Annotated in this window: 8 protein-coding genes; 6 read left to right on the forward strand and 2 right to left on the reverse strand. The window is 46.7% G+C overall.

The features are described 5' to 3' along the window. Nucleotides 1–878: 878 nt before the first annotated feature. Together H1230_RS28085 and H1230_RS28090 are read right to left on the reverse strand one after the other, a co-directional pair. Nucleotides 879–3,038, reverse strand: a complete 2,160-nt coding sequence (locus H1230_RS28085) for an alpha-galactosidase (RefSeq protein WP_239713088.1) — start codon at nt 3,036–3,038, stop codon at nt 879–881. Nucleotides 3,039–3,062: 24 nt separating this feature from the next. Further along, the gene (locus H1230_RS28090) at nt 3,063–5,609 is read right to left on the reverse strand and encodes a beta-mannosidase (protein ID WP_239713089.1); all 2,547 of its coding nucleotides are present in this window, start codon (nt 5,607–5,609) and stop codon (nt 3,063–3,065) included. 432 nt (nt 5,610–6,041) lie between these two features. On the opposite strand from H1230_RS28090, the gene H1230_RS28095 reads away from it, so the two are divergent. From H1230_RS28095 to H1230_RS28120, 6 genes are all read left to right on the forward strand, one after another. Continuing rightward, nucleotides 6,042–7,382 (forward strand): ABC transporter substrate-binding protein, encoded by a 1,341-nt coding sequence (locus tag H1230_RS28095; protein ID WP_239713090.1) that lies wholly within the window; start codon nt 6,042–6,044, stop codon nt 7,380–7,382. A 121-nt stretch (nt 7,383–7,503) separates the two neighbouring features. Continuing rightward, the gene (locus H1230_RS28100) at nt 7,504–8,397 is read left to right on the forward strand and encodes a carbohydrate ABC transporter permease (protein ID WP_239713091.1); all 894 of its coding nucleotides are present in this window, start codon (nt 7,504–7,506) and stop codon (nt 8,395–8,397) included. A 2-nt stretch (nt 8,398–8,399) separates the two neighbouring features. Then, on the forward strand, nt 8,400–9,239 hold the full coding sequence (locus H1230_RS28105; protein ID WP_239713092.1) for a carbohydrate ABC transporter permease: 840 nt from the start codon (nt 8,400–8,402) through the stop codon (nt 9,237–9,239). A gap of 28 nt (nt 9,240–9,267) precedes the next feature. Beyond that, on the forward strand, nt 9,268–11,085 hold the full coding sequence (locus H1230_RS28110; protein ID WP_239713093.1) for a sensor histidine kinase: 1,818 nt from the start codon (nt 9,268–9,270) through the stop codon (nt 11,083–11,085). 27 nt (nt 11,086–11,112) lie between these two features. Further along, a complete protein-coding gene (locus H1230_RS28115; RefSeq protein ID WP_239713094.1) occupies nt 11,113–12,609 on the forward strand; it encodes a response regulator in 1,497 nt (498 codons plus the stop codon). A 15-nt stretch (nt 12,610–12,624) separates the two neighbouring features. Next, nucleotides 12,625–13,353 carry a spermidine synthase gene (locus H1230_RS28120; RefSeq protein ID WP_239713095.1) on the forward strand — a complete coding sequence of 243 codons (729 nt, stop codon included), beginning with the start codon at nt 12,625–12,627 and terminating at the stop codon, nt 13,351–13,353. Nucleotides 13,354–13,357: the final 4 nt, after the last annotated feature.

The raw sequence follows: 13,357 nt of genomic DNA on the forward strand, positions 1-13,357 counted from the left end.
TTTAAGAGATAGAAGGAAATCATCCCTCTATTTTGGATAAATAACCCATTTTAGTTTAAACCACCAAATTTAGAGGGAAATTTTTCCGCTAACCGTTGGAATAGCTTGGCAGATGTACATTTAGAGGGAGAATATCCCGTTATTCTATTCTATATTACTTATTTATCATCATAGGGGTGGGGCATACTCAAGTCAATGTAAAGGGTCTATTTCAAACTCACTCTATCTCTAGTGGTGTTTTCCAATATGGCTTTCGAAGCGTGTACTGGGTTCGAGGTATTCTGGAAATCCAACTGCTTGCGAACTATGTAACACAACTATTTGAACAAATCTCCAACACAGCAAATGCCACAAGTAACACGAGAAATGTCAACCTCATAGTATGAGCAAGAAGTTGTTTTCCTCTCTCGTCTCTGCCTTCGGTGAATTAATATGCCAGCTGAAAAGAAAATGCCAAAAACACCATAACAAAATATATAATGACCTTTAACATTAAAGTCAGTATTGATTCTGGGCTCTATGTAAAAATCAGGGATTGACCTAGTCCGCCGGACTGAGAAGACCTTATTTGTTCGAAATGAGGCGATTGGGGAGTTTGGCGGTCACCAGGGACGTTATTGACCCAATTTCTTCTGCAAAGAACCTGTTTTTGCTTCAATAGCGTCTTCTGAGTCCGCTTCCCGTTCCCCTAACCACCTCAAAACTGAAATAGCGGCGCTACAGTCCGCCAAGGTTGAACTTCAACGATTCTGGCTTTGTATATTTGCCTTGTTGTCTTATTTTCAATGAGAATCCCTGAAATTCCAAACAATTTCTTAACACAAAAAAATAAACCTCAGCATATTTATTCACTGAGGTTTATTTTCTGTTTCTCACATTCAGTTCTGCACGAGTGCCTTCAATCTGTAGCAGCCACTCACATAATCCTGCTGCACATCCGGCAGCGACAGTCCCACCTGCATCAGTCGGTCTCCCCCGTACACTTCTCCGCTATCCTCTAGCTTATAGTCCAACTCTGGGTTCAAGCCGTTCAACTGCAAGCTGCGGCGCGGCGGGTTCGGCACCGCCATCACCCGGAAGTAATAGACGAGTGCTTCACGCTGGTCGTCAGATACGAACATCCAGGCCGTTTGATTACCCTCGAACGGACTTTGCAATCGGTAGAGGTTGCCCTGCTGAACCAGGCTGCGGATTTCTTTATAATTCGCTACCTGCTCCTTGACCAGCTCCTTCTCCTCCGCCGTGAACTTGGTTAGATCGAGCTCGTAGCCAAAGTTACCGGACATGGCCACATCTCCACGGAAGGAGAGCGGCGTAATCCGGCCAACCTGGTGATTCGGCACAGCGGACACATGCGCGCCCATTGCGCTGATTGGATACACCAGACTCGTGCCGTATTGAATTTTCAATCGTTCCACAGCATCGGTGTCATCGCTCGTCCAGGTCTGCGGCATATAATACAACATGCCCGGATCAAAGCGTCCGCCTCCGCTGCAGCAGCTCTCGAACAGAATATGCGGGAACTTCGACGTCAGCCGCTCCAACAGCTCATACAAGCCCAGTACATAACGATGCGCCGTCTCACCCTGACGTTCAGGAGTAATCTGGGCTGAACCGATTTCTGTCAGACAGCGGTTCATATCCCATTTCACATAGGCCACTGGAACGGAGGAGAATACGCGGCTAAGCGACTCAAAAATATATTGCCGCACATCCTCTCTCGTGTAATCCAGCACCAACTGCCAACGCAGTTCACTGCGGCGACGACCCGGCACATGCAGACACCAGTCCGGATGCTGGCGATATAGATCGCTGTCCGGCGAGATCATTTCCGGCTCGACCCAGAGGCCGAACTGCAGGCCGTGGCCGTTCACCCGCTGCGCCAGATCGGCAAGACCGCCGGGCAGCTTGCGCAGATCCTCCACCCAGTCGCCGAGGGAAGAGTTGTCGGCATCTCTTTTGCCGAACCAGCCGTCATCCAGCACGAACAGTTCTATGCCGAGCTTCGCTCCTTCGGCGGCGATGGACTCCAGCTTGTCTGTATCGAAGTTAAAATAAGTGGCTTCCCAGTTATTGACCAGAATCGGCCGCTCTTTATCCCTGTAGAGTCCTCGGCACAGCCGGGTCCGGTACAGACGGTGATAGGTTCTCGACATCTCTCCGATGCCTTCAGCCGAATAGACCATGACCACTTCCGGAGTCTGGAAGCTCTCGCCAGACTCCAGTAGCCAAGAGAAGTCAAACGAGCTTACTCCGATCGTAAACCTAGTCGTCCCAAAGGAATCAACCTCTGCCTCCGCTTCAAAGCTGCCGCTGTAAACCAGGCTGAAGCCAAACACCTCTCCTTGATTCTCATCCGTTCCAGGCTTTGCTAGGGCAACGAATGGATTCATCTGGTGCCCGCTCATCCCTCTGCGGCTCTCAATCGTTGTGCCCCCCTGCATCAGCCTTCTGCGGGTAAGATTCCCTTCTCTCGCCCAAGCCCCCGCCAGATAGACCATATCCATCTCGCCAGCCGGAAAATCTACACATGCGCTAAGGGCACGCTGCAGTTGCAGCGCTGTATCCCCTTCATTCAGCAATTGGACCGAACGGGCGATAACATTGCTATCCTCATATATGGTGTATCGCAGAATAACACTCAGCTTGGCGTAATCATCCTTTAGGATGAGCTCTAGCGTCTGCGCTTCCTGCTCAGACTCTACATAAATAGAGGGCAGTCCAGCCAGCGCAGGCTTGCCTCCCGTAAGCCGATACCCGCTGTAGCACAGCTCGGTTACCCTTGTTCCATCCTGCAGTCGCACCTGATAAGCGGGGTTGCGAAAGTCACCCGAGCCGTACTGCGGATATTCCTGCGGCAGCCGATCCAATCCAGTATTCCCGCCGTGGTTAAGCAAAGCGTCAAGGTTGCTGTCCTTCCGCAGCTTTTTGCCCCAGTACACATGCACTGGATAGCCATTCACAAGCTCGATAATATAACTCATTCCTTTGCTCTGCAAATGAAAGAGTCCCTTATCTTCCTGAACAAAGATTCCCACGCTAATTCCTTCTCTCCCAAAGATTTATAGTAAACTCTCGTCTACAAAGTCAGCCATGGATTGGACCTCTAACCCCTTCGGCATCGCTGGAGTCCAGTCTCTTCCATCCGTCCCGCGCAGCGAGAAGACTACTGTCTTGGAGTGCCCTGGAAGCAGATCAAAGAAGTTATCCGAGAAGATTCCTTCCTCTTCTGCCGTTAAGTACACCCCTCTGGCGAGCACATCGCTGGTAACCGTGAAGCTAAATTCGCCACTCTCTGGAGTTTCAGCTACTGTAATCACAGGCCGAGCTAAAGAAATTTCTTTGGCGAGTACAAAATAGTGCTCCTTGCTGTCCAAGGTCTTGCCGTCCGCCAGCAAACGAAGAGACAACAGTACTTGTCCTGGTTCATGTCCGTCCAACAGCTCATGGAGCGGAGCCGAGAAGATCACGGCAGCAGAATCTGCCGCCACTTCCACTTGCGAGAACCACTCTCGCAGCAACGAACCATTCATATGATGCAGCTTAATCACTAGCTCACTGTGCAGAGCACCTCGCAAATCAGACACAGCATGTACCTCCAGCCGCTCTCCATCCTCTTCAATAATGGACAATAGGACATCCTGATAGCTTTTGCGAACCGTATATTGCAAGGCTTTCCAGCGTCCATAATAATCCATACTTGCCCAAGAGGCTACCGGCCAGCAGTCGTTCATTTGCCAATACAAAGTACCCATGCAATAGGGTTTATTTCTTCGATGACTCTCAATCGCGATCCGCATCGCCTCGGCCTGCAGGATTTGGCTCATGTACAGAAAGGCTCTAAAGTCCTTAGGCTGCGGCAGATACATATCCATATATTCTTTAATGAGCAGATTGCCGCTTCCATTCTTCTGGTGAGCCAGCATCACTTCAGACGTAAGCTCCATATCCTCTTCCTGCGCATAGCTCAGCACTGACTTCAGCTCTGGAAAGGACTGGAATCCATATTCGCTCATGAAGCGGCCGACCTTGAGATTGTAGTTCTCGAAAGGCTCCTTAGCGTGCCATACGCCCCAGTAATGAATATCACCTTCACCTGCGATTTGTGTCGCATGCTGATGCTCATCTCCGGTAAGATTACGCAGGGGTGAAGAAGGCCAATAATCCACACCGGGATGAAGTGACGCGACAACTTCCGGCAAAATACGGTGGAAAACCTCCTGATAGCTCGCCCATAACACCTCGCGCACTTCCGTGCTGTAACCTTCCTTCCAGCCCCAGCCCTTATTATCCTCATAGTGTGACCAAGCAGAATCAATCTCATTGTTGCCGCACCATAGAGCTATGCAGGGATGATTACGCAATCTTCTCACATTATATTCTGCTTCCTCCCGCACACTTTCCAGGAAATGCTCATCTCCCGGGTACATGCTGCAGGCGAACATGAAATCCTGCCAGACCAATAAGCCATATTCGTCACAGAGCCGGTAAAAAACATCTTCCTCATAAATTCCGCCGCCCCACACCCGCAGCATATTCATATTGGATTCAGCCGCAGTCGCAATCTCATGCCGATAACGTTCCTCTGTCATTTCTGTGATAAAGCTATCGTTCGGAATATGATTGGCGCCTTTGGCGAAGACGGGTACACCGTTTAATACAAAAGCGAAGGAGGTGCCACGCTTGTCTTTTTCCCGGAGCAGCTTAATTTCTCGCAAACCGGTCTGCGCACTCGCACTGGCCACGGCTGCCCCGTCCTGAACCAGCTCGGCCTGGAACGTATAGAGGTTGGGCTCGCCAAGGCCACGGCACCACCAAAGTCGCGGATGGTCTATAATGAGCTCTATCTCTAGCGTTTGCTTGCCCGCCTTCAAAGAGACGGCTTGCATCCATTCCTGGCCGTCGGCAGTTATGCGGAGTAATCCCTGCCAAGCTAGTGGAGCCTCTACCTCAACAACTGCTGTCAGTCTTGCTTCTTCCTGAGCGATCTTGTTCTGGCGGATGTAGACATCAGTTATCGTCGCAGTATTGCGGCCTTCCAGAACCGCTTCACGCCAAATTCCGCTGGTCAGGAATCTCGGACCCCAGTCCCAGCCGTAATGATAAGGAGCTTTACGAGCAAAGACACTGATCCGCTGCTCTTCAAGCTCTCCGAGTTCGGATTGATCATTCGGAGCAGGCAGGGCATAACCCAGTTGAGCCAGCTTGGGCAGGTCTTCCTTCACTGCTGAGCGAAATTTCACTCTGATGTGGTTATCACCTATCTGCAGCAGCTCTTTAACATTGACTTTCCATGCCCGGAACATATTGTCCGCCGAAAGGATATGTACATCATTAATATAAACATCGGCATACGTATCCAGTCCTTCAAAAATCAGCTCCGTGGAAGCTAGGTTCTGCCATTCTTCCTCCAGATGGATTACCGTGCTATATTCCCAGTCCTGCTTGTCGATCCACTGTAATTCATGCTCATTCTTTCCATAGAAGGGCTGCGGAATCATTTCGTTCTTCAGCAGATCCGTGTGAACACTCCCCGGCACGGTAGCTGTAAGCCATTCCTCATCGCCACAGGCTCTAAATTTCCAGTTCGTAAGATTGATTTGTTTCATTGTACCCTCCTAAAAGTTTTGTGAGCCTACGCTTCACTGAATTACTTCGTACAAAACTGCTTCGAAAGCATACGCTTAGTTTTGTGAGCCTACGCTTCACTGAATTACTTCGTACAAAACTGCTTCGAAAGCATACGCTTAGTTTTGTGAGCCTACGCTTCACTGAATTACTTCGTACAAAACTGCTTCGAAAGCATACGCTTAGTTTCACTTTGTTCATGTCCAAAATATCATGTGCCTTCTTTCTTTTCATTGAACACATTTGATATTCCTTGTATTTTGTTATCTTATTGTTATTTACAAGCTAATTATAATTCAGTAAACAAAACAAATAAAGACAATAAATAATAATTGAATACATTTATTAGCACTCAATATAGCGCTATAATAAACATGTAAACGCTAACAACAAAACGAAAAGGGGAGAATTACATGAGAAATAGGTTATTTTCGTTAGTTTTTGTTATTGTTATGATTTTCTCAATATCTCTGACAGGCTGTGGCTCTAACAATGAAACCAACAACGCAGCAGCAACAGACAAACCTGAAGCAACGGCAGAGGCAGCAGCAACTAATGCCGCAGACACAGCAACTGCAGCGCCAGCAGCCGGTTCTGACATCAGTGGCAAAATCACTTTCCTGACTAACAGAACAGATATGATCGGCAAAGAGTATGACGAATATGTTAAGCGCTTTAATGAGAAATATCCGAATATTACGGTTGAATTTGAAGCATCCCAAACCGACTATAATCAACAGGCTAAAGTTAGAATGGCAAGTGGCGAGCTTCCAGATGTCATGTTTATCCCTTCCATTCCTAACTCCGACCTGCCGAAATATTTTGCATCGCTTGATGATCTCGGCTTGAACGATCAAATCACTTTTAAAGACTTCAAGTCCTTTGACGGCAAACTCTACGGTATTACAACCGGGAACTCTACTTCTGGTATCGTTTACAACAAAAAAGCCTTCGCAGATGCAGGCATCACTGCAGTTCCTAAAACTTGGGATGAATTCCTTGCTGCATGTGAAAAACTGAAAGCTAAAGGTGTCGTTCCACTGGCTTCCAACTTCAAGGATAAATGGCCGCTGAATGATTGGGTGTACGCTGTTCCCCGTGTCATTGAAGGCAAAGCCGATTTCCCTAACGAAAAGCTGACTTCAGAAACTCCATTCACGATGGACAATGGTTACGGTAAAGCTCTCGGCTTGCTGAGAGAATTGAACGAAAAAGGATATCTGGAAAAAGATATCAACTCTACCAACTGGGAGCAATCCAAAAAAGATATCGCTTCTGGCAAGTTCGCAATGTACTTCCTGGGCAACTGGGTTATCAATCAAGTTATCGGCGCAGGCACTACTGCTGATAATGTAGGATTCTTCCCACTTCCTTATGATAACTCCGGTACTCCTGTGGCCCCACTTAGCCCTGACTTCTTCTATGCTGTTGCCAAAGACAGCAAAAATGTAGAAGCAGCCAAAGCTTTTGTAAAATGGATGATTGAAGATTCCGGATATGAAGATTTCGCTGGCTTTATCTCCCCGCTGAAAGGCAAGGAATCCAAGCTGGCTCAGCTGAAGGAATTCCAAGCTACGGGCGTAGTCTTGCAAGAGGGTACTCCAGATAATGCTAAGGTAACAGAAATTGGCAACAAAGCACAGCTGGATCTGCCAGCAGTCGCACAAGAATTCGTTTTAGCTAAAGACCCACAAACCGTGTTCGACAAATGGAACAAAGCTTGGGCCAAAGCGAAGAAAGACCTTGGTTATTAAGTTGACGATGATGCTTTAACGCTCCGGTTTAGATAGCTACGGCGCAAAATGGATTATCGCCTTTACGGATAATCCATTTTGTCGTCACAATTGATGCTTTTATGAAAGAAGGGCTTTAGCGATGTTAGGAACATTATCCTATAATAAACAGAAAACTATTATTATCGTGTCATTCCTGCTTATTCCTTTGATTCTTCTCGGGACCTTCACCTATTATCCAGCGCTGAAGCTGATCTATTACAGCTTTACGAACTGGGATGGTTATAGCCCGGAGAAACCTTGGGTTGGCCTGGCTAATTACAAAGAGGTCTTCACCACCCCCGATATCTTCAAAGTGTTTACGCATAACTTTGCATACTTCGCGATGGGAATTATCCAGAATATTGTTGCTATCTATTTTGCAGTCATCCTGACCGGCAAGCTGCGGGGCAAAACGGGCTTCCGCATTATGCTATTCCTTCCTTACATTATGAATGGCGTAGCTGTTGCCTTTATGTTTGGTTATGTATTTGATACCACCAATGGTTCGCTGAATGTATTCCTGAACAACATTGGGCTCAGCAGCCTGGCACAGACGAGTTGGCTTGGAACGGATGGCTTGGTCAACTATTCACTCGCTTCGACTGGGTTTTGGCGGTTTATGGGCTATAACATGGTCATTTACATTGCCTCATTACAGGCTATTCCACGTGATATCTATGAAGCAGCCAAGATTGATGGAGCCAACTCCATGCAGACACTATGGAGAATTACACTTCCTAACATGAAACCTGTTATCCAACTAAACCTATTTCTTACTGTTACCGGTGCGCTGGAGGTATTTGATCTGCCATTCGTACTGACCAAGGGAGGTCCCGCAGGTGCCAGCCAGACCTATGTAATGCGTGTTGTGGATACAGCCTTTGCCTATAGCAATTATGGTCTAGCTTCTGCCATGAGTATTATTCTGCTCTTCTTTGTAGTCTTTGTATTGCTGCTCCAGCAGCTAGTTCTTAATCGGGGAGGAGATAAGTAGCTATGACACATTCCAAATCTAAATTCAGCATCTCTGATTTTTTCAAATATCTCTCGCTGATTATCGGCGTGTTCGTTGTACTGTTCCCTCCTTATGTGGTCATTGTCAATGCTTTCAAATCCACCGATGAATTTAATACCAGCAGTTCTATGGCTCTGCCCAAAAACTTTCTCAACTTCGATAACTTTATTGCCGTATTTCAACGCGGAGGCTTGCTCAGTGGCTTCGGTAATGTGCTGATCATCATAGTAATTACACTAACCCTGAACATCCTATTCGGGACTATGGTAGCTTTTGTACTGGGACGTTTCTCCTTCAAATTGAAGCCAGTTGTCTTCGGTGCTTATCTGGTAGCCACCATCATTCCTAGTATCACGACTCAAGTCGCAACCTTTGGTATAATAAAGAATATGGGTCTCTATAACACACTAGGCGCTCCGATCGTGCTTTATATTGGAGCAGATGTGATCCAGATTATTCTATACTTACAGTTTATCCGTAATATACCCGTTGATCTCGATGAAAGCGCGATGGTTGAAGGGGCATCCTTGTTTAAAATATACCGATCTATCATCTTCCCACTGCTGACGCCAGCAACAGCAACTTTGATTATATTGAAGACTATCAGTATCTATAATGACATGTACATCCCTTACCTATATATGCCGAAACAAAGCCTTGGTGTAGTTACAACTGTGCTTATGCGTTTTCAAGGGGTCAATTCGGGCGAATGGAATTTAATCTGTGCTGCCATTCTACTCATTCTGCTGCCAACGATTATTCTGTACTTCTTCCTTCAACGATATATCTTTGAAGGTGTGACTAGCGGCGCAGTCAAGTAAGGCAGACTAACGGAAAGGAATAACAGCTATGGTGTCATACATCTGGAGAATATTGCGCAACCTGTGGTTATTCCTTGCCAACCTGCCGATGGAGCGAAAACTAATCGTCGTATTTATTTTTCTGATCTCTTTGCCTATCACTTATGTTAGTTATCTATCTTCCCACTCCATGTTCAATTCCGTTCTGGTCAATGCAACCGAAAGCGCCGGTCAGATGACCGTTAGTGCCTCAGATACCATCGATCGGTATGTTGCCGATTTGAAGCGAAATACGACACTCCCGCTGTATAATACCGATGTGCAGTTCTATCTGGAGCAGCAGAGTACGGACTGGGATAAGAATAGCAACATAGCCATGTTTCTGAGTTATATGAAGCATACCAAGGAAGAGATCGTTGCCGTTTATCTGGTAGACCATTTTGACTCTGTCTTCTATGATAAGACCCCCGGCATTAACCAGCTATTCCCGGAGGACCGGCTAGCCAAATGGAAAACCCTTAGCGAAGCAGCAGGAACAGCTCCTGTCATTCAAGGCAGACAAACGATCCGGGTGAACTCGAATGAACACAGAGAAGTCTTTAGTGTTCTACGGACCGTTACTTATGTTAGCACACTGAAAAGCATCGGAATACTCATATTCGATGTTAATATCAATCTCTTCAAGGGTATTATTGATCCCGTTAACGCTGTCACCCAAGGCAATACAATAATCATAGATGATAAGGGTGAATTAATGTACGCCGGTGATGACACGGGTGATCAAAGTGCTGAGAAGCAGGCGATTAACATGCAGCTGTTGCTGAAAAAAGTAGATAAACAAAATGGCCATTTTCAAATGGATCTGGACGGCCAGTCTTATCTAGCAGCATATACTGTTTCGAAGATAACCGGCTGGACCACACTTGTTACCATTCCACTTTCTCGTATTCTCTCACCTGTAGAGAAGAACCGTAATATGCTTATCATCACCACCTTAATTATTATCGCCTTTGCACTGTTCGTAGCTACAGTAATTTCCCATGCGCTGACCAAACCGCTAAAATCCATGGTTCGCCTCATGAAGCAGGTGCAGCATGGCAATCTCGACGTCTGGCTCCATCCCAAATATAACGACGAAATTGGGATGCTGGGCAGCCATTTTAACCGGATGATTATACGGGTTAAAGATCTGCTGCTGGAAGTATCGCTTACCGAGAAGCGTAAACAGAAAGCGGATATGCGAGCGCTGCAGAATCAGATTAATCCACATTTTATCTACAATACATTGGAATCGATCCGTATGCTGGCGGAGAGCAGTGATGATTCACGTGTGGCGGAGCTTACCTACTTGCTTGGCGTTCAGATGCGGTATGGCATTGTTCGCAGTGAAGAGACAGTTACGATCAGACATGAGCTGGATCATGTACGGAATTATTTCCACTTGCTGCAAATCCGTTTTCCCGATAAATTCAGATTGAACATTGATGTTCCAGAAGACTTTCAACATCTTCCTGTCATTAAACTTGTATTTCAACCTATTGTTGAGAATGCGGTCTTTCATGGCTTGGAGCACAAAGAAGGGCTAGGCACACTGAGCATCTCTGCCTGGAAAGAAGACGGACATGCCGTATTCTGTGTGGAGGATGACGGTGTCGGTATGGATGAGGGCACGTTGCATTCCTTAAACGACAGCTTAACTCATGGGGCAGCCGGAGAAATGTTCGGCATTGGTCTCAGAAATGTAAACGAGCGGATTCGCCTTCATTACGGCAGCGCGTTTGGCTTACGTGTAAAGAGCCAGCTTGGCGAAGGCACCCGTGTGACCCTTAGGATTGAAGACCTTTCCACTACTAACGACCTAGAATAATAACGATAAAGAAAGGGGATATCCGGATTGCTGCGTATTGTGATTGTAGATGATGAAATCCTAATTCGCGAAGGTCTGGCCCGAATGATTAGTAGAGAGAGCAATAAGTTTGTGGTAATTGGCACCTATCCGGATGGGAAGCATGTACTTGATGAATTACCAACGCTTCATTTCGATGTGGTCATTACAGATATCCGCATGCCGCAAATCGATGGTCTGGAGCTTATTAAGCAACTCAAGGTTAGCCATCCACAGATACGTTCCATTCTGATGAGCGGGTTTGTGGAGTTTAATTATGCCAGAGAAGCCATCCGCAGTTCCGCGGTGGACTACTTGTTAAAGCCTATTAACAAGGAACAGTTATTTGAGTTGCTCTACCGTTTAGATGAAGAACGCCGGCTTCTACACGTCAAGGAAGAACACCAACGTTCCGGGTTATTGTTGTCTCTGCTTCATATCGAGGAACCGTCCGCTATTTTATTGAGTGGCCTTATCTTGCCCCAGCCTTTTTTCACCATATTTGCGCTCAGGGGGAGTTGTCCCGAAGTAGTCTGTTCTTGTACAGACAGTCTGCGGCAAGAAAAGGAGTCACTGTTCGACAAACTGGAAGTCTACAAAGGGCTGGAGGTCTGGATTTGGTATTCAGATGAGCCGCTTACTTCTGAGCAATTAAGTAAGATCGGCAGCCAGCTCCGTGTTAGCTCCCCAGAACACGTCTTGCACGTAGGTTCCAGCCGTACCTACACCGATGTGGCTCAGCTTAGACAAGCCTATCTGGAAGCAAAACAAGCTTGTGATGCCGGTATTTATAGTCAAGGTAATCTGTACTATGCGAATATTCAGGAGATCCTGCTGCCGGAGACGGTTACGGTTGATCTCTTTTCTGCTTTTCGGGAGCCGCTGATCCATGAACTGCAGATTCTGAATGTGGCCGGAGTCATGGAATGGGTTCATAAATTGTTCTCTGCCCTCCACTCACAGCAATCCAGTCCCGAGCAGATTGTCCGTGTCTGTCGTTTACTTGAGGAGACTACCCTTAAGGAACTCCATGAGTTCGAGACTATCTACAAAGGTTTTACCAGGATACGCTTAGAGGAACGGATGCAGTCCTGCATGTCTTTTAGTGAAATCGAGAATTTATTCACCTCTATTTTCTCGACGGTTCTCTCTGAAATCCGCACCCAACGCCTGGAGATGTCCGGCACGGCTGTGGAGACTGTAAAGCGCTGGATATCAACCAACTACAATCAACATGCAGAGCTGAATACCCTGGCGAACATGGTGTTTCTAACCCCAAGCTATTTAAGCAAGTTATTTAAGCAGGAGACAGGATTAACGCTAACCGATTACATCATCGAAATACGCATTCGCAAAGCCAAACAGCTGCTCAAAAGCGCGCCTGACCTGAAGGTGCACGAAATCGGAACCGAGGTCGGATATCCCGATCCTGCTTATTTCAATAAGCTCTTCAAACGGGTAGTTGGTGTAACCCCAAACGAATATAAGCGAATTTCGATCCATTAAGGAGACCTTCATTCCATGCTTCAGGCCAACAGTAGTAACCATGAGATCACCGTTTACGACACCACCGAGCTTTATGGGGAGAAAGGAAAATTCCGCGTGATGGAGTTCTCCAATAAAGCTATTCAAGGTGCGCTGGATTTGAATCATCCGAAGCGCATCGTATTTGAATATCCACGAGCAATGATCCATTTGATGGAGGTTAACGAGCCTTACTTTGAGGATGTATTTGTCATTGGACATGGGATTGGGACCATCGCAGGGTATTTCGCGGAAAAGCGCTTTAAGATCGCAGAACTCGACGCCGAAGTAGTGGAATTAAGTAGAACCTGCTTTGGTTACAATCAAGACAATGTGATTATCGGGGATGGACGTACTATTTTGGAAGGCGAAGAACGGAGTACCTATGATTTCATTATTCTGGATGCCTTCACCGCTGCCGGCACTCCGCGACATTTAACCACCAGTGAATTCTTCAGCACTACCTATTCCAAGCTCAATTCCCACGGCTCTATTATTATCAATTTGATGGGAAAAGTGGAACATGATCCCCTAGTGAACGCCATCCATACGACTCTTAGCGAACAATATCCTTATGTTAAATCGTTCGCTCTGCCTGCAGAAGGTGCAGCTGACATTCAGAATATCATCATTATCGGCCGAAAAAGGCCGATCCAGTTTCAAGCCCGCCAAATGGCAGGTTTTACTGAGATCAACCTCGGACAAGGACATATGATTTGGGATTAGTCGT

Origin of the sequence: Paenibacillus sp. 19GGS1-52 (assembly GCF_022369515.1) — a bacterium.
Lineage (GTDB): Bacteria > Bacillota > Bacilli > Paenibacillales > Paenibacillaceae > Paenibacillus_AQ.